Annotated in this window: 12 protein-coding genes; 8 read left to right on the top strand and 4 right to left on the bottom strand. The window is 45.0% G+C overall.

Annotation, left to right across the window (positions count from 1 at the left end):
• Window positions 1-61: 61 nt before the first annotated feature.
• Window positions 62-655: a CoA pyrophosphatase gene (locus AC0VYA_RS07970; protein WP_475490636.1), complete on the bottom strand. Its 594-nt coding sequence runs from the start codon at window positions 653-655 to the stop codon at window positions 62-64.
• A 4-nt stretch (window positions 656-659) separates the two neighbouring features.
• Window positions 660-2,036: an aminodeoxychorismate synthase component I gene (gene pabB / locus AC0VYA_RS07975; protein ID WP_475491046.1), complete on the bottom strand. Its 1,377-nt coding sequence runs from the start codon at window positions 2,034-2,036 to the stop codon at window positions 660-662.
• Between the two features lie 246 nt (window positions 2,037-2,282).
• Here pabB and AC0VYA_RS07980 point away from each other — a divergent pair, with 246 nt between their 5' ends.
• The 5 genes from AC0VYA_RS07980 (at window position 2,283) to pnp (ending at window position 10,362) form a co-directional block, all read left to right on the top strand.
• Window positions 2,283-3,812 carry a fumarate hydratase gene (locus tag AC0VYA_RS07980; RefSeq protein WP_475490637.1) on the top strand — a complete coding sequence of 510 codons (1,530 nt, stop codon included), beginning with the start codon at window positions 2,283-2,285 and terminating at the stop codon, window positions 3,810-3,812.
• A 213-nt stretch (window positions 3,813-4,025) separates the two neighbouring features.
• On the top strand, window positions 4,026-5,582 hold the full coding sequence (gene rmuC, locus AC0VYA_RS07985) for a DNA recombination protein RmuC (protein WP_475490638.1): 1,557 nt from the start codon (window positions 4,026-4,028) through the stop codon (window positions 5,580-5,582).
• A complete protein-coding gene (locus AC0VYA_RS07990; RefSeq protein WP_475490639.1) occupies window positions 5,579-6,250 on the top strand; it encodes an RluA family pseudouridine synthase in 672 nt (223 codons plus the stop codon). Before rmuC ends, AC0VYA_RS07990 begins: the two co-directional genes overlap by 4 nt.
• A gap of 333 nt (window positions 6,251-6,583) precedes the next feature.
• Complete coding sequence (locus AC0VYA_RS07995) at window positions 6,584-7,879, top strand: pectin acetylesterase-family hydrolase (RefSeq protein WP_475490640.1); 1,296 nt, start codon at window positions 6,584-6,586, stop codon at window positions 7,877-7,879.
• A 371-nt stretch (window positions 7,880-8,250) separates the two neighbouring features.
• Window positions 8,251-10,362 carry a polyribonucleotide nucleotidyltransferase gene (gene pnp, locus AC0VYA_RS08000; RefSeq protein ID WP_006994106.1) on the top strand — a complete coding sequence of 704 codons (2,112 nt, stop codon included), beginning with the start codon at window positions 8,251-8,253 and terminating at the stop codon, window positions 10,360-10,362.
• A gap of 131 nt (window positions 10,363-10,493) precedes the next feature.
• Here the strand turns inward: pnp and AC0VYA_RS08005 are convergent, their stop codons facing one another.
• Both AC0VYA_RS08005 and gap read right to left on the bottom strand, forming a co-directional pair.
• Window positions 10,494-11,333 (bottom strand): D-hexose-6-phosphate mutarotase, encoded by an 840-nt coding sequence (locus tag AC0VYA_RS08005; protein ID WP_475490641.1) that lies wholly within the window; start codon window positions 11,331-11,333, stop codon window positions 10,494-10,496.
• A 76-nt stretch (window positions 11,334-11,409) separates the two neighbouring features.
• The gene (gene gap / locus AC0VYA_RS08010) at window positions 11,410-12,405 is read right to left on the bottom strand and encodes a type I glyceraldehyde-3-phosphate dehydrogenase (RefSeq protein ID WP_475490642.1); all 996 of its coding nucleotides are present in this window, start codon (window positions 12,403-12,405) and stop codon (window positions 11,410-11,412) included.
• A gap of 235 nt (window positions 12,406-12,640) precedes the next feature.
• On the opposite strand from gap, the gene malQ reads away from it, so the two are divergent.
• From malQ to glgX, 3 genes are read left to right on the top strand one after another with little or no spacing between them, the layout of a single operon-like run.
• Window positions 12,641-14,836, top strand: coding sequence for a 4-alpha-glucanotransferase (gene malQ / locus AC0VYA_RS08015; RefSeq protein WP_475490643.1), 2,196 nt, complete (start codon window positions 12,641-12,643; stop codon window positions 14,834-14,836).
• A gap of 50 nt (window positions 14,837-14,886) precedes the next feature.
• Window positions 14,887-17,076: a 1,4-alpha-glucan branching protein GlgB gene (gene glgB, locus AC0VYA_RS08020; RefSeq protein WP_475490644.1), complete on the top strand. Its 2,190-nt coding sequence runs from the start codon at window positions 14,887-14,889 to the stop codon at window positions 17,074-17,076.
• A 3-nt stretch (window positions 17,077-17,079) separates the two neighbouring features.
• Window positions 17,080-19,155 (top strand): glycogen debranching protein GlgX, encoded by a 2,076-nt coding sequence (glgX, locus tag AC0VYA_RS08025; RefSeq protein WP_475490645.1) that lies wholly within the window; start codon window positions 17,080-17,082, stop codon window positions 19,153-19,155.
• The last annotated feature ends 93 nt before the right edge of the window (window positions 19,156-19,248 follow it).

Genomic DNA, 19,248 nt, shown 5'->3' on the forward strand with positions numbered 1-19,248 from the left:
ACGTGCAAATGAAGTAGACCTATTGCTGCTCTTCTACTGATCCACTTTTAACACTCGATTTTTACTGCTCGACTGAAAAGTCTTGGGCTACATGGTTTGATAACACACGAACGAACGCGGCGGTTGCTCCCCATATGACTTGTTCGTGCCATTTTATAAAATAAATGGGATGCTGGGCGGCGTTTTTACGCTTCACCCAATGGATAAAGTGATTATTTTTGTCCAGTAAGAACGACAGGGGGACTTCAAACACTGATTCTACTTCGTTGGTATCCAGTGTCATTTCTAATGGCATGCGCACAAAACCCACAAAAGGGATGACTTCATAGCGGCTCACGGTACGATAACGCGGCAGGCTGCCCACCACTTCTATACATTGCGGGTGTATACCGATTTCTTCATGGGTCTCTCTTAAAGCCGTACTTAAAAGGTTGTTGTCACTTGGTTCTTGCTTGCCGCCGGGGAAGCTTACTTGACCAGCGTGGTGCTTTAAGTGCCTAGAGCGTAATGTGAACAACATGCTAAGTTGGCCCTGTCTTTCAAGCATGGGCATTAATACTGCGGCAGGCTTACCGGCAGTAAGCAATGGATAGTCCAATTCAGGGTGGATAGTACGGGCATGATGAAAACGAGAGAGAAATTCATTTTTATTCATGTGCTTAGGCGTTCCCTTGCAATAATACGGGCAGTATTTTACACACTTTGTCTAAACTTTCTTGATATTCGTCTAGTGCGGTAGAATCTAGCACAATTCCGCCGCCTGCCCAGCAGTAAATATGTGAATTTTCGAGCAATATTGTACGAATGCATATGCTGGTGTCCATATCCCCATCAATACCTAGGTATCCAATGCTGCCACAATAAATATTACGTCTTTGGGGCTCTAACTCTTCAATGATTTCCATGGCGCGAATTTTAGGTGCTCCAGTGATAGAGCCACCGGGAAACGCGCCACGTAATAAAGACAGGGCGGTCTGTTGATCAGCGAGTTGACCTGTCACCGTGCTGACTAAATGATGCACTGCAGCAAAGCTCTCTATTTCAAATAGCGCAGGCACGTCCACTGAGTGCGGTTGGCAAGACTTGCTTAAGTCGTTGCGCAGTAAATCCACAATCATTAAGTTCTCTGCTCGGTCTTTACTTGAACCTCGAAGCGCCTGAATATTTTGCTCATCTATCGCTTGATCCGGCGAGCGTGGTCGGGTGCCTTTAATGGGTTTCGTTTGCACTTTTCCATGGTTGTCGACCGACAAAAAACGTTCAGGGGAAATACTAATGATCACTGCTTTAGGAATACGAATAAAGGCTGAAAACGGCGCTTTGTTGGCGTCCCGTAGTCGCAAATACGCCTGATACTCGTCACCTGAATAGGGGGCGTCAAATCGTTGAGCAAGGTTAACTTGATAACAATCGCCACTTTTTAGGTAAGCGTTAACCTGCGCGATTTTATGCACGTACTGACTTTTGTTCATATTGGACTGCCATTGTCCACTTAAGATGAATTTCTGAGTATCATCAGTGGGGCATGCTGCGTCAACATGGTTCAACAGGGCATTTATATGCGCTGCATCAGGCGCATTGTCATTGTGGTCAGTGGGAAAGTGGCACAGGTAAAATTGCTCAGTCCGGTTGTCTTTAACAACCGCCCAGTGATAAATCCCTACTGCCATATCAGGGGCAGAATATGGGTTTTCTGCCTGTTGGGGTAAGTCTTCGAATCGTCGTCCCAAATCATAACCAAAGTAGCCCATTGCGCCGGCTTTAAAAGGCAGTGCAGAGGTGCTGAGTGAAGCCGACTCCGCGCCCAAGTACTCTTCGAGCACAGCTTGCACTAACATCATGGGGTCTTCTTGACTGACACGATTGTTCTGGGGCGCGCCCGTGAAGGAAATGTGTGTGCTTTCACCGGTGGTGACGAGCGTGGCGAGTGGGCTTGCAACCATAACATCATACCGACCATCAATGTGGGCACTGTCGGCAGAGTCTAACAATATGGCCCATTCTTGGTCGGCGAAGTGCTGGAATAAACGGCTCATACTGTGATTTTTAGGTGCGTTTAATTCAGTGATGTTCAGGGTTGGCAAAGCTGGATTTCCATCTAGTCGAGCGTATTAAGTGTGATGATATTGGCCAAAAACAGTCATTGCGAGTTCTATAAGGCGATTTATCATGGAGCAATCTATCATCACAGGTTATCATATGCGCGACCTACGAACGACAATTGTCGAGCTCTTTGACATGACTTTGTCGAAACTTTGTGACACATCAAACAAGAGGCAACTATGGCTGTTATCCGTCAACAGGACTTTATCGATAGCATTGAAGATTCTTTGCAGTTTATTTCCTATTATCATCCGTTAGATTATATCAAGGCCGTTGAAAAAGCCTACAACAAGGAAGAAAGTCAGGCCGCAAAAGACGCTATGGCACAAATACTGATTAATTCACGTATGTCAGCCGAAGGTAAGCGTCCGTTATGTCAAGATACGGGCATAGTGACCTGTTTCGTTAAAATAGGTATGGGTGTGCAGTGGGATAAAACTGACCTGACGGTGCAGCAAATGGTTGATGAGGGAACGCGTCGCGCTTATAACAATAAAGAAAATCCGTTGCGTGCTTCTATTGTTTCAGATCCAGCGGGTGCGCGTAAAAATACCAGAGACAATACGCCAGCGGTTGTGCATATCGATACCGTACCAGGCGAAGGTATTGAAGTGATGATCGCGGCCAAAGGTGGCGGTTCAGAAAATAAATCTAAAATGGTGATGTTAAACCCCAATGACAGCATTGCAGATTGGGTGGTGAAAACCTTACCGACTATGGGGGCAGGGTGGTGTCCACCGGGCATGCTGGGTATAGGCATAGGTGGTACCGCTGAAAAATCAGCCGTTCTTGCCAAAGAAAGCTTGATGGATCCGGTTGATATCCAGGAGCTAATGGACAGAGGCGCACAAACGACCGAAGAAAAATTGCGTCTTGAAATCTTCAAAAAAGTGAATGATTTAGGGATAGGTGCACAAGGTTTAGGAGGGTTGACGACCGTGGTTGATATTAAAATTAAATCATTGCCAACCCATGCCGCTTCATTGCCAGTGACGATGATCCCTAACTGTGCAGCAACCCGCCATGCGCATTTCCATCTTGATGGTACTGGTGCAGCAGAATTTACACCGCCTGATTTAAACGATTGGCCTGAAGTGACGTGGGAAGTGAGTAAAGACACCCGCCGCGTTAATTTAGATGACGTCAAAAAAGAAGATATTCAAGAATGGAAAGTAGGCGAAACGGTATTGCTTTCTGGCAAGATGTTAACCGGACGCGATGCCGCTCACAAACGTATTCAAACCATGCTCGATAATGGAGAAGGCTTGCCAGACGGTGTGGATTTGACCGACCGCTTCATTTATTACGTGGGCCCAGTTGATGCAGTAGGTGACGAAGTTGTGGGACCTGCAGGCCCAACAACGGCTACCCGTATGGACAAATTCACTGATTTGATGCTTGAACAAACTGGCCTTATTGGCATGATTGGTAAAGCCGAACGTGGCCCAGCTACGGTTAGCAGTATTGCCAAGCACAAAGCGGTCTATTTGATGGCCGTGGGCGGTGCCGCTTACTTGGTGTCTAAAGCGATTAAGAAGTCACGTGTGGTGGCATTCGAGGATTTAGGGATGGAAGCCATCTATGAATTCGAAGTGAAAGACATGCCGGTTACTGTTGCAGTAGACAGCACTGGGGCCAATGCCCATGAAACTGGACCTGCCATTTGGAAGGTGAAGATTCAAGAAGCAAACGCCAAAGCTGAAGCTTGATTTAGCATGCTGATTTAGAATAGGCGCCGGGTTAATGGCGCCTTTTTTGTGCTACACCTTCCGACATCAAACTTCGATATTTTTATATCACGGTACTTACATCACGGTACTTTTATCAAGGTACACTTATCATGGTTTTTTTATCAAGGTACATGTATCACGATACTTTGATTACCAACTATTTATCTTCAGTTTTAGGATCTCTTTTACCCTATGAATTTTTTCCAGCACTTTTCCTTCGATGATCCCAATCTATTAATCTTACTTGGCTCCGTAGCCGTTTTGGGGATCCTTATCGGCTGGTTGTTAAACGCGGTATTCTCTGGTCGCCAGCAAGCTGAGCTAACATCCCAGTTAGAGCAACGTTTTCAACAGTCGCAAACCTATGTTCAGCAACAAGTCCTGGACTTAAAAGAAGCGCTGCAAGAATCAAACAGCGAGAATAAAAATTTACGGCAGTTGCAGTTAAATCAACAAAATGCGTTAGGGCAACTGAGCCAGCAAGTAGAGCGTATCCCCGTGCTTGAACAAGACAGCAAACGTTGGCAAGGGCATTATCAGCAAATTCAGCAACACGCGGCAGATTTACGTGAAGAACTGGCCGAAAAAACAGCGCGCTTTGAACAAGAAAAGCTTGCCAGCGATGAGAAGCTTGCGTTGCTTGAGTCATCAGAACAACGTTTGCAACAGCAGTTTGAGAACTTAGCGAATAAAATTTTCGAGCAGAAAAATAACGCATTCCAGCAGTCAAGCAAAGCCGGTCTCGATGCCTTGCTGAGTCCGCTGAAAGACCAAATTGAAGGGTTTAAAAAGCAAGTCAGTGACCAGTACGTGAAAGAGGGTCAAGAAAGAGCCTCACTTAAAACGGAAATCATGGGCTTAAAAGAGCTGAATCAGCAAATTACCCAAGATGCCGCTGCGCTCACTAAAGCCCTTAAGGGTGATAATAAGCAGCAAGGCAATTGGGGGGAAGTCGTATTAGAGCGGGTGTTAAAAGAGTCCGGCTTGCGGGAGGGGCACGAATTTGATACCCAAGTTGCCCTTAAAAATGACAGTGGTAAAAGTTATCAGCCTGATGTCGTGGTGCACTTGCCCAACGACAAAGACGTAGTGATTGATTCAAAAGTGTCTCTTGCCGCCTATGAGCGCTATTTTAACGAAGAACATGAAGAATCACGGCAGGTGTATTTAAATCAACATGTCGCATCTTTGCGTAATCATATCAAAGAGTTAGGTAATAAGGATTATCAAGACTTAAAAGGCTTAAGAACACTGGATTATGTGTTGATGTTTATTCCTGTCGAGCCCGCATTTTTACTCGCTGCTGAACATGCTCCTGAGCTGGTCAAACTCGCCTTTGATAATAATATTATGTTGGTCAGTCCAACGAATTTGCTGGTGGCGCTGCGCACTATCAACAATATTTGGCAGTACGAATATCAAAATCAAAACGCGCAGAAAATTGCGGCTAACGCAGGCAAATTGTATGACAAGTTTCATGGGTTCGTCAGTGACATGGAAAAAGTCGGCAAATCGATGGAATCTACACAGCGTAACTATGACGCCGCAATGAATAAGCTGACGACGGGTAAAGGCAACTTAATCCGCCAAGCAGAGCAATTTAAAGCCTTAGGAGTGCAATCGAACAAGAAACTTGATACGCGTTTATTGCAGGAGGATGACATTGTACTGCCTGATAACGATCACCCCGAAGACACAGATAACTTGCTGAGTAAGGCGCCGCGGCAAAATGATGAAAAATTATCATGACAGCCATCATAGATACTTTTATCGCGCCGCCATGTGATGAGGCGGTCACGGTTTTGTATCAAGATGAATACCTGTTAGCGGTAAATAAACCTAGTGGGTTACTGAGTTTATCGGGTAAAAACCCGTTGAATAAAGATTCAGTGCATTACCGAATTGTGCAGGAATTTCCTACTGCTTCGATGGCACATCGTCTGGACTTTGGCACGTCAGGTGTGCTGCTGCTGGCCCTTGATAAAAATAGCAATGCTCAGTTAACTAAGCAGTTTCAGGCACGAACCGTAAAGAAGCGTTACACGGCTGTGCTACTAGGAAAAATTGAGCAAACCGAGGGGAGGGTATCAGTGCCTATCGCGAAAGATCCGCCTAATTTCCCGCGACAAAAAATCTGCTATGACACGGGTAAAGAAGCTATAAGTCATTATCGTGTCATTGAGTATGTTGACAACCCGCTGCGCACTCGCGTTGAGTTCACCCCTGAAACGGGGCGCACTCATCAATTGCGGCTGCACAGCTTAGCGATGGGCCATCCCATTTTAGGGTGTGATTTATACGGCAATAGCCACAGTGTGCAAATGGCCTCCAGACTTTTGTTACATGCCTCTCATATCAAATTTACCCACCCTTACAGCGGAAAAAACATGGAAATAGAAGCGCCTATACCGTTTTAAACCGCTAGAGTGTTCTTTTCTATAGGATGCTACTAATGCTCAGCAGCCCTGTTCGTGCTCGCTGTAGTAAGGTTTTTTTACAGCCAAAAAATGTGAATGTATCCAATAAGTGTCAATTTCTTATATATCCCACTGATAAACCTGTTTATAATTTTTTTACCTAGTATGTGGTAAATAAAATCATCTCTCTTTGCGAACTTAGTTATCCGTTGGTGTGTTGCCATTAGGCGCATTCAATAGGAGCGTACTCGCACGGCAGATAGGTTTGAATACTTGCGAGTTGTATAGGTGATTTTTTAGTTCGAAGTTTTTTTATCTCACGGAGTGAAACATATGAAAAGCAAGTATTTAATGGGCGTTGCATTATTAATCAGTACGTTACCTGTGATGGCGAAACATCATCAACAAGAACAAAGCGAGTGGCAAACCATACCGGTGGCATCCGAAATGGACATTGTCGATGAGAATGGGCAGCCAAAAACGATTACTCCTTCTTGTGCATTCGATACAGTACCAAATCCACTTGACGGTACTCCACTGGACAATTCTTTCCGATTTTATTTTAAAGAGGGCAAGAGCAAAAACGTGTTGGTCTTTTTTAATGGCGGCGGGTCTTGTTGGAATGATGCGACCTGCGTAGCATCATTGGCACTGGACAACGTGCCAGATAATCGCCCAACCTATAATCCATCAGTACTGCAAGAAAACTCTCCCGTCGATGCGGGTGGGGTATTTGACGATGACAATAGACGAAACCCTTTTAAAGACTGGAGTAAAGTTTTTATTCCTTACTGTACCGGGGATTTACATGCCGGTTCAAGTGAAGTGGTTTATACCGATGTTGACGGAACTATCACCGGCTTTCCTGGCGCACCTATCACTGTCAAACACAGAGGCTATGATAATTTTCTAGCCGTTCAAGAATGGATGAAAAACCGTTTCAAGGAAAAAAAGAGGTACAGAAAAGCGATAAACAAGATGTTGGTTACGGGCTCTAGCGCTGGGGGCTATGGCGCGACTCTAAACTTCCCATATCTTCAGGCTGCTTTCCCGCGGGTTAAAATAGCGTTGTTGGCTGACGCCTCGGCATCTATCGTTTCTGAAGGGTTTGTTAACGATGTTTTTCATTCGGGCAGTCCTTGGAATTTCGAAAATACCTTACCTAGCATTTTTAGAAGTGGTCTGGGCACCTATACCGCGGCAGATTTAAACGTGGATTTATTTCAACGCTTATCATATCGCTATCCGCGTAATCGGTTCGCTCAGTACACGACTGAATTTGATGGGGTACAAGTGCTATTCAACAAAGTCATGGATCAAATCGATCAGGGCAATACCAATCCTTTCTCTTGGGCATTGCAACCAAGCGATTACTTGTACTTTGCCGAGTGGAATGCACGGATGACAGCTTCTTTCGACCAGTTAGCGGATACGACCCGCAACTATCAGTACTATATTGGTCAAGGCTCGATTCACACCATTATGACAGATGATTTTGCCACCGACGAGGTGCCGCATCCGTTTTACGATGAGCGAAGCGCTCGAGGTATTAGATTTACCACTTGGCTGAATTACTTTGTGAATGCCAGATGGTTTTACCCTATTAGCTTGGCCTATCAAGGCGATTAATTCCTTCATAGCGTTTCAGTGCTTTTAGAATTATGCACCATAGGTTATCCGTTGATCTATGGTGTTTTTAATTGGGGGGCCGATTCTGGCTCTGGTTCCGTGGCAAGTAAACGTTTGGTTATTGTTTGCATTATTTTTGCTTTAAAGATATCGCGGTAACTACTTGGCTTAACGTTATTGCTTCGAAAGTGTTTATAAAACTTTCATCAGAATGTCACTTAATGACCAGAACGCATATCGCGTTACATTAAATGCCTATTTTTCAGGGTTATTTCCGCCCAGTCGCTGTTTTTAATACGACCTTACCGCTATACTATGCGCCGCATTTAAAAGCGATAAAGAAAGCATTAGTTAAAATTTAAAGGAAAATAATGACTCCTATTACTAAATCATTTCAGTATGGTCAGCATACTGTCACGCTAGAAACGGGCGTAATCGCTCGTCAAGCAACCGCTGCTGTTATGGCAAGCATGGACGACACATCAGTGTTGGTTTCTGTTGTTGGTAAAAAAGACACCAAGCCAGGCCAAGACTTCTTCCCGTTGACGGTTAACTACCAAGAAAGAACGTACGCTGCGGGTAAAATCCCAGGTGGCTTCTTTAAGCGTGAAGGTCGCCCTTCTGAATACGAAACACTAACGTCTCGTTTGATTGACCGTCCAATTCGTCCATTATTCCCTGACGGGTTCATGAACGAAGTACAAATCATAGTGACGGTTGTTTCAGCTAACCCTGAAATTCCAACTGACATCATCTCGCTAATCGGTACGTCTGCCGCGCTTGCTATCTCAGGTATGCCTTTCAATGGTCCTGTTGGTGCTGCGCGTGTTGGTTACACTGATGGCCAATATGTACTTAATACACGTACTTCTGAGCTTGAAACTAGCCAACTAGACTTAGTGGTTGCCGGTACCAAAGGCGCAGTATTGATGGTTGAGTCAGAAGCTGAAGTATTGTCTGAAGACGTGATGCTAGGTGCCGTTATGTTCGGTCATGAGCAAATGCAAACCGTTGTTAATGCAGTGACTGAATTTGCTGCTGAAGTTAACACGCCTAAGTGGGATTGGGTTGCTGAGCCTGCTAACGTTACACTTAAAGACAAAATTAAAGCACTTGCTGAAGCTGAAATGACAGAGGCGTATCAAATCTCTGACAAGATGGCACGTAAAGACGCTATCGTTGCACTAACAGACAAAACTGTTGCTGCCATCGTTGAAGCGGATGCAGAGCAAGACGCTAAAGAAGTATCTGAGCTTTTACATGAGCTTGAAAGTGACGTAGTACGTTCACGTATTCTTGCTGGTCAACCACGTATCGATGGTCGCGACCCTGCAATGATCCGTGCACTTGACGTAGCAACGGGTATTTTGCCACGTACTCACGGTTCTGCTTTGTTCACTCGTGGTGAAACACAAGCTATCGTTGCCGCTACCCTTGGGACAGAGCGTGACGCACAGATGATTGACGGTCTAAACGGTAAAGTGGATAGCCGTTTCATGTTGCATTACAACTTCCCTCCTTACTGTGTAGGCGAGACAGGTTTTGTTGGTTCACCTAAGCGTCGCGAAATAGGCCACGGTCGTCTAGCAAAACGTGGTATTCAAGCGGTTATGCCGTCTGAAAAAGAATTCCCGTACGTAGTACGTGTGGTGTCTGAAATCACTGAATCAAACGGTTCGTCTTCTATGGCATCAGTTTGTGGTACCTCTTTGGCATTGATGGATGCGGGTGTTCCAATTAAAGCATCAGTAGCTGGTATTGCTATGGGTCTTGTGAAAAACGATGAAAACTTCGTTGTTCTTTCAGACATCTTGGGTGACGAAGATCACCTTGGTGACATGGACTTTAAAGTAGCCGGTACCACTGAAGGCATCACTGCGCTTCAAATGGATATCAAAATCGAAGGTATCACTCAAGAAATCATGCAAGTTGCTTTGAAACAAGCAAAAGAAGCGCGTTTGCATATTCTAGGTGTGATGGACCAAGCGATTTCTGGTCACCGTGATGAAATGTCTGAATTCGCTCCGCGTATTTACACATTGAAAATCGACCAAGATAAAATCCGTGACGTTATCGGTAAAGGCGGCGCAATGATCCGTTCTATTACTGAAGCATCTGACACTAACATCGAAATCGAAGATGATGGCACAATCAAAATCTTCGCTACCGAGCGTGCTAAAGCTGATATCGCTATCAGCAAAATTGAGCAAGTGACGGCTGATGTTGAAGCAGGCAAAACCTACGAAGGTAAAGTGACTCGTATTGTTGATTTTGGTGCGTTCGTTGAAATCTTACCGGGTAAAGAAGGTCTAGTACACATTTCACAAATCGCTCATGAGCGTGTGAATAAAGTGGCTGACCATCTTAGCGAAGGTCAAATCATCAACGTTAAAGTGATGGAAATTGATCGTCAAAACCGTGTTCGTTTGAGCATCAAAGAATTGCTAGAAAAGCCAGCAGCACCTGCTGAAGGCAACGAGTAATCGTTTAGCAATTTGGCGTTGTAGGTATCGCTAAGGTAGCTACTGCGCTGTGTAGATTTAAGAAGGGAGCCGTCGGCTCCCTTTTTTATTGCTTGGTGTAAAACATTATCAAAAAAAGCTGTATATCGAGGTTAGCGAATAACTTGTTCTAACGTGTGAGACTGGCCTGGTAGTACTTGTTGGCCTTGGGTCACAGCAGTTTCAACGCACAGCATTTTTTGAAAGCCATCATCTTCCATGTCTTGCATACTCGCTGACTTTTCAGCCCATGGGTTCCACACTACTATGCTGTCGTGACCGGTTGACGCGATGCCAGTCTGGTGCGCTCCTGAGCTTATCGATAATGTTTTAGGCGTGGCTAAATGCACTCTGTCAGTTTCCTGCTGAAATCGATAAGGGGTAGGGGTATCAAAACGTTTAAAGTCTTGTAGTTTGTCTAAATATTCACCTGTTAGCCCAGTCAATTCACAGTCATTAATATCATCTACATGAAAATAAGTGTGCAATGCGCCGGTATAAGTCAATGCGCTATTGCCGGTATTTTCGGTGACCAACTGAATACGAAGTTCAGCGCCCACGGTAACGATCATTGTTAATCGTGCTTGGCCGTCAAAGCCTAGGCCAGTCGTTGTAGTTGGTCTAAGGCTGATCTTGGTGCATTGTTCAGTGTCCTGGCAGTCAACGATGTGCCAGTTCTGATTGCGCACGTAACCATGAGAGCCTAACTCTGCGTTTGTGGCATGAGCGCCAAACCAAGGCCAACAAATAGGGATTCCACCACGTATAGGATGCTTGCCATCGAGCAATGCATTCTTGCTCAACCACAGGCGTTGCACTTTATCGTGCTTGGGAGTGAAACTGAGAATATGCGCACCAAACAATGAAATGGTCGCATGAGCATGCTCGTTATCAATAATAAGCATTTCGATGTCGTCTTGGGGAAGCAAAGAGGCGGTGTTACAAAGGTGCATGGAAGAGTCCTTGAGATCAAAAAAAGGCAGTCACCTAGTGTAGATGACTGCCTTTTCACAATAAAGATAAGTTAGCTTATTTGCTGATATGAGCAACCAAGTCCAATACTTTATTCGAGTAACCGATTTCGTTGTCGTACCAAGATACTAGTTTGACGAAGGTGTCGGTTAGTGCGATACCTGCGGTGGCATCAAAGATTGACGTACGTGTATCACCAATGAAATCTTGAGACACAACAGCGTCTTCTGTGTAACCCATAATGCCTTTCAGATCACCTTCAGATGCCGCTTTCATTACTTCGCAAATTTGCGCATAAGTTGCTGGTTTAGCTAGGTTGACGGTTAAATCTACCACAGAAACGTCAGCCGTCGGCACACGGAACGCCATACCCGTTAACTTACCGTTAAGCTCAGGAATAACCTTACCTACGGCTTTTGCTGCGCCAGTTGATGACGGGATGATGTTTTGAGACGCACCGCGTCCACCGCGCCAATCTTTGTGAGAAGGGCCATCAACGGTCTTCTGCGTCGCTGTCGTAGCGTGTACCGTTGTCATCAGGCCGTCAACAATACCGAAGTTATCATTTAATACTTTAGCCAGCGGCGCTAGACAGTTAGTTGTACATGATGCGTTTGAAACCACTTCTTGACCAGCGTATGTGTCGTGGTTAACACCCATAACGAACATAGGTGTATCATCTTTAGAAGGCGCCGAAAGAACCACTTTTTTAGCGCCAGCAGTGATGTGCTTACGCGCGGTTTCGTCGGTTAAGAACAAGCCTGTCGCTTCAACCACGACTTGCGCGTCAACGTCAGCCCATGCTAATGCAGCAGGGTCGCGCTCAGCCGTTACGCGGATGGTTTTACCGTTAACAACCAGTTGTCCGTCTTGTACTTCAACAGTGCCTTTGAACTGGCCGTGAGTTGAGTCGTACTTCAACATATACGCCATGTAATCTGCGTCTAATAAATCGTTGATACCGACTACTTCGATATCGCTGCGCTCACATGCTGCGCGAAAAACAAATCTACCTATACGGCCAAAACCGTTGATACCAATTTTAATAGTCATATATACATCCTCTAAGCGGGTCGTAAGTTCGAACTCTGACGAGTCGTAAATTCAAAATTGTGAAATATAATTACGAAATTATGGACTAAATGGATAAATAAGGCAAAATAATCCCTTAAAAATGTTATTTTGTTACAGTTTTATTTAATGCAAACGTATTCAACTTCGCCTGACGTTGGCTTTGATTGATAATGGTAGGCTGAACATAGTCCCCATTTATAGGAATTACATATTAATGACAGCTTCATTGATTGATCAGCTCGTAGAGCATCGCGGTATTGAGTCAAATTACACCGATGCGTGGGGTAAACCTGCCACCATCGAATCAACAGTGAAGAAGAAGCTGTTAGGCGTTATGGGATATAACGTTGATGATCAATCTGCTCTGGAAGAGCAAGTGAAGCAAGAAATGATCAAAGATTGGTTAACACCGCTCAATCCCGTTCATGTGCAACGCAGCAATGATTCGCTTTCCTTTTGTGTGCGCCTACCTATCGAGTTGGTGACCGATGAATATAGCGCGCAGCTAACATTGGAAAGCAGCGAAGTGATTGCCCATTCTTTCGAGCCCATCGACGGTGAACTGGTTAACGTGAATCATATTGATGAGATAGAGTTTCACGAATATTACATTACAATCGAGTGCAACTTGCCTTTGGGTTACCACAACCTATCACTAATAGTCGATGGCGAGTCGCTGAGCGAGATGCGCGTCATTATCGCGCCTCATGCATGCTATCAACCACAAACGTTATTAGACGGTAATAAAGTGTGGGGCTTGAGTGTGCAACTGTATTGTCTGCGCAGTGATGATAACTGGGGAGTGGGGGATTTTAGCGACTTGGCTTATTTGACCGCAGAGGCAGCGAAAACCGGCGCGGATTTTATCGGCTTAAACCCCATTCATTCATTGTATCCTGCCAACCCTAGCGCATGCAGCCCTTATGGGCCTTCGTCTCGTCGTTGGTTAAATTTTATTTACATTGATGTTGCTGCCGTTGACGGGTATGAGCAAGACAGCACCAAGGCTATTGTGAATGCTGCTGAGTTCCAAGGGGCTATACAGCAAGCACGTGGCAGTGAGTTAGTTGATTATCCCGTCGTGACCAAATTAAAACTTAGAGCATTAAGCACGGTGTTTGACTGGCAACGCCAGCAATATTTTACTAAGAACACGACTCAAAACCGCGCATTTAAAGCATTTGTCGAGCAAGGGGGTGAAAGCCTACAAACCATCGCTGTATATGATGCATTGCAAGAGGACTTAGCCTTAAAAGGCAAAGCTTCATGGGGATGGCCTGTCTTCCCTCCAGAGTACGCTGATTTTAACGCCCCAGCAGTGGCTAAATTTGCCAAAGCGAACGCTAAACGTGTGCAATTTTTCTTGTGGTTACAATGGCAGGCTGCCCAGCAATTTGAAAAAGCCAATAAAGTCGCCCAAGACCACAACATGCAGATTGGTTTATATCGTGATTTGGCTGTAGGTGTCAGTGAAGGCAGCGCAGAGATTTGGGGAAACAAAGCGTTGTACTGCACTGAGGCAAGTGTGGGAGCGCCACCAGATATTTTAGGACCGCTTGGACAGACATGGGGATTGCCACCTATGGATCCACACAAATTATACGAACAAGCGTATCAACCGATCATCGATTTGTTCAGTGCAAATATGCATGCTACCGGCGCTTTGCGTATCGATCACGTGATGGCACTTTTGCGGTTGTGGTGGGTGCCTAAAGGGGACAGCGCTAAGCAAGGAGGCTATGTTTATTATCCTGTGGATGACTTACTTGCGATCTTGGCACTAGAGAGCCATCGCAATCAATCTATGGTGATAGGAGAAGATTTAGGCACAGTGCCGGAGGAAATCCGTGAAAAGCTGGCGGATAATGGCGTTTATTCTTATCGCGTGTTCTTTTTCGAACAAGCCAAAGATGGCGGGTTTTATTCGCCTAGTCATTATCCAGTGCAATCAATGTCGACGTTAACCACGCACGATATGCCAACCTTAAATGGCTTTTGGCATTGCGACGATTTGGCGTTAGGCAAGGAACTAGGCTTGTATCCAACACAAGAGATCCTTGCAAGCTTGTACGAGAGCAGACATGATAACAAACAGTCTATTTTAGATACCTTGCATGGTCATCATTCTATTTCTGATGAAATCAGTGGAGATGTGAATCAAGTAGGTATGACCAAGGGACTTAATTTTGGTATGCAAACGCACATGGCTGGCGGTTCGAGCTCTCTGCTCAGTTTGCAGCTAGAAGATTGGTTAGAAATGGATAAACCCGTTAATATTCCGGGTACATTTAATGAATACCCGAATTGGCAACGTAAACTGACTCAAAGTTTACAACAGATTTTTAGCAACCCTGAGCTACAAGCGTTAGCTCATCGCTTGACAGAGGTAAGACGTCAAGCAAAGCAATAAATAACTCAGGCGGCCTGTATGTCAGGCCGCCAACACTGCAAGGCGGCACAATGCAATTAGAAAAACAGCTACAACACGCTCAATGTACCTTTCCTTTTTCTCATCTAGGTCTTCTCAAAACCGACAACGCTTTTACTATCACAGCCTGGGTACCAAACGCCACTGGTATTAAGGTGATTGATTTAGTGACGGAAAAAGCGATAGGCAGCCTCAAGAGGCAAGCCCAGAGTGATCTGTTTACGGCTGAGTTTACTAAAGGTAATCCCCCTGCAGTGTATGCATTTGAAGTTAAAAACGCGCAAGGCAGCTATCGCATCATCGACCCTTATCAGTTTCAAGAGCAAGCCTTTCACGCGGTGCATTTCGTTGATCATTTGCCAAAAAACATATATCAGCAATTAGGTGCGCAATTAATTGATTTAGACGTCGGTTTGAAAACTCCTATCCCCGCGACCCGATTTGCCGTGTTTGCGCCCAATGCCAGTGCAGTATCTGTTATTGGGGATTTCAATTATTGGGACGGCTCATGTTTGCCTATGCAAAAAACCGATTTTGGGTACTGGGTATTAGTTGTGCCGGGTGTTAAAGCCGGTGATAAATATAAGTATCAAATCAAAGATGCCCACGGTAATGAGCTGCCGCACAAGGCTGACCCAGTTGGCTTTTATGCTGAACAATACCCGTCCCATGCCTCGGTGGTATTTGATCACGAGCAATACCAGTGGCAAGACACGAAATGGCAACAACAAGTCAAAGGGGATAAATACACTCAAGCCATGAGTATCTATGAGGTGCACTTAGGCTCTTGGAAGCGCCCAGATAGCCAATCTGGCAAAACATATCTTAGTTACCACGAATTGGTCGATGAGCTTATTCCTTATGTAAAAGACATGGGGTACACCCATTTAGAGTTATTGCCTATTTCGGAGTTTCCATTTGATGGTTCTTGGGGATATCAGCCTGTAGGCTTGTTTGCACCTACTAGTCGCTTTGGTGGGCCAGATGACTTTAAGTATTTTGTTGATCAATGTCACCAAAATGGCATTGGCGTCATCATCGATTGGGTACCTGCCCACTTCCCTGAAGATGGCCATGGTTTGGCGCGCTTTGATGGCACTCATGTGTACGAATATGAAGATCCACGTAAGGGTTGGCACCCAGATTGGAACTCTTGTATCTATGATTTTGGCAAAGACACAGTGCGTCAATTTTTAGTGGCTAACGCTTTATTCTGGCTAGATAAATATCATGTTGATGGCCTTCGTGTTGATGCAGTGGCATCTATGCTTTATTTAGATTATTCCAGAGAAGCAGACGAATGGGTGCCTAATGTGGATGGCGGTAACCACAATTACGAAGCCATTAGCCTATTGCAATGGATGAATAAAGAAGTGTATTCCCATTACCCGAATGCGATGACCATTGCGGAGGAGTCTACTTCATTCGCCAAGGTATCTCGGCCGGTATTTGAAGGCGGATTAGGATTTGGCTTTAAGTGGAATATGGGCTGGATGCATGATTCGTTGCATTATATATCTAAAGATCCGTCTTATCGTAGATACCATCACGGGGAAATGACTTTTTCCATGGTGTATGCATATGACGAGAGTTTTGTATTGCCCATATCTCATGACGAAGTAGTGCATGGTAAAGGCTCGCTATTGCGAAAAATGCCAGGGGATGAATGGCAGCAAGCGGCGAATCTACGTTGCTACGCCGCCTTCATGTATGCGCACCCAGGCAAGAAACTTAATTTTATGGGTAATGAGATAGGGCAATCGGCAGAGTGGAACCACGACAGTTCTATTAACTGGCATCTTCTTGATTATGACAAACACAGTGGCATACAAGCGCTGTATCGAGATTTGAATACACTTTACGCTGAATACCCTGCATTACATGAATTAGACCATGATCCCGCGGGTTTTGAGTGGATTGAGCATGAAAATGCTGAGCAAAGCACCTTAGCCATGTTGCGACAATCAAAAGGGGGTAAGCAGCAAGTTTATGCTTTGAGTAATTTTACTCCCGTGCCGCGCACCAATTTTCGCTTAGGCGTTAAGGCCCCAGGGGAATACAGCATTTTGCTCAACACCGATGATAAACAATATTGGGGCAGTGGGCACAGCCAGAATAAAACCATCAAAGCGGATAAAACGCCGTGGAACAACCAAGCCTATTCTATTAGTGTTTCGTTACCCCCTTTGGCAACCGTGTTTATTTTGTATAAGGGACAGTAAGTAATGACAGTGTCAGATTTAAACGTGCAGCCAGGAAGCGCTACCTATTTAGGTGCCGTGCTCGACGAAAATGGTTGCAATTTTGCCGTGCATTGTCCGAACGCTGATCTGGTTCAGCTGTGTTTGTATAGCAGCGAAGATGAGGCAGAAATTGCGGTTATTGACGTGCCCGCTAAAACGGGCAAAGTCTGGCACTGCTATATTGAAGGTATCCAAGCGGGGCAGTTGTACGGCTACAGAACATCTGGGGGCAACAAAGAAGCCACTGGTTTTCGCTTTATGCCGGAAAAACTGTTAATCGATCCCTACGCTAAAAAGTTGAGTCGGCCGATGGTTTGGGATGCGAAGCTATACTCTGGCGACAGTCAGAAGATGGTTGCCAAGAGCGTGGTCGTTGCAAATTCAGCATGGCAAGACCGTCCAGCAAAGCCCAATACGCCTTTGGATCACACTGTGCTTTACGAGGCTCATGTAAAAGGTATGACGGCGCAGCACCCGAATATTCCATCCGAGCTAAAAGGGACGTATTTAGGCATGTGCCAGCCTAGCGTGATTAAGCATTTACAAGACTTGGGGATCAGTGCCGTTCAATTAATGCCAGTGGCGGCCTTCATGCCTGAGCCTTACATTACGAATAAAGGCCTAACCAATTATTGGGGCTACAACCCGATAAACTATTTCAGTCCGGAACCAAGATATGCTGTAAATGACGCTATTGGTGAATTTAAAACCATGGTGGATAGTTATCATGAGGCGGGCATCGAAATCATATTAGATGTGGTGTTCAATCATACGGCAGAAGGCGGTTTAGACGGCCCGGTCTTGTCTTTTAAAGGGTTTGATAACTCGTCTTTCTATTTATTTGAACGCAATGAATACGGGGCTATTGATTATACCAAGTTCGTAAATAATTCTGGCTGTGGTAACAGTGTCAACACGGCTTTTCCGTATGTCCTCAAAATGGTCATGGATGCATTACGCTACTGGGTACAGGAAATGGGAGTGGATGGATTCCGCTTTGATTTGGCTGCCAGCTTAGGTCGCGATCCTTATGAGTTTTCAGCCTTATCAGGTTTCTTTAGAACGATACGTCAAGATCCTGTGTTAATTGGCTGCAAGTTAATTGCTGAGCCTTGGGATATAGGGCATGGTGGATATCGTTTGGGGCAGTTCCCGTCTAACTGGCTTGAATGCAATGACAAATATAGAGATACCGTGCGCGCATTTTGGCGAGGAGATAAAGGCACCACCAGTGATTTTGCCACCCGTTTGCTAGGCTCAAGAGATGTATTTCCCAAAGAAAGCCGCTCTATTTTAACCTCTGTAAACAACGTGAGCTACCACGATGGTTTTACCTTGCATGATATGGTGAGTTATCAAGAACGCCATAATGAAGCAAATGGTGAGCAAAACCGTGATGGACACGGACATAATTTGTCCGCCAATTACGGCGTAGAAGGTCCAACGACAGATCCGAAAATCATTGCTATCCGCGAACGGCAGAAACGTAATTTGTTCACCACCTTGTTATTATCCCAAGGTATACCTCATGTATTGGGTGGGGATGAACTAAGTCGTACTCAACAAGGTAACAATAATGCCTATTGCCAAGATAACCCTATTAGTTGGCTTGATTGGAACTTAGACGCTACCCAGCAAAAGTTTTTATCCTTTTGCCAGCACGTAATTGATATTCGCAAGCAAAGCGTGCTGTTGCACCATTTGCAGCTTCAAGACGACAATTTTGACTTATCCCACAATGTGGCAAAAATTTATTGGTATCGCCCAGACGGAGCTCGTAAATTAGAAGATGATTGGCACGACCCTGATAATCAATGTTTTGCTGTAGAACTGCGCGGGGAAGAATATGCAACCGGTGAAACGACAGAACACTGGTTAATCGTGTTCAACGCCAGTGACCATGATGTTAAGTTCAACTGCCCAACTTACGAGGCTAATCAACGTTGGAAGTTGGTACTTGATACGCGTTATGCCCAGTTTAGTGAACAACCTGAAGTTGTGGTTCAAAATTGCTACAAACAAGCCAGTAATAGCATTTGTTTGTTCAACGCGATCTAGCATAACAGATGGCACAAAGCTGAGCGTTAGGCATTGAAAGCGGCAGGTTTTAGTTGGTAAACGATGAAAACCACGATGTCATCCCCATTATAA

It is taken from the genome of Paraglaciecola sp. QJM3NY_14 (assembly GCF_056173245.1).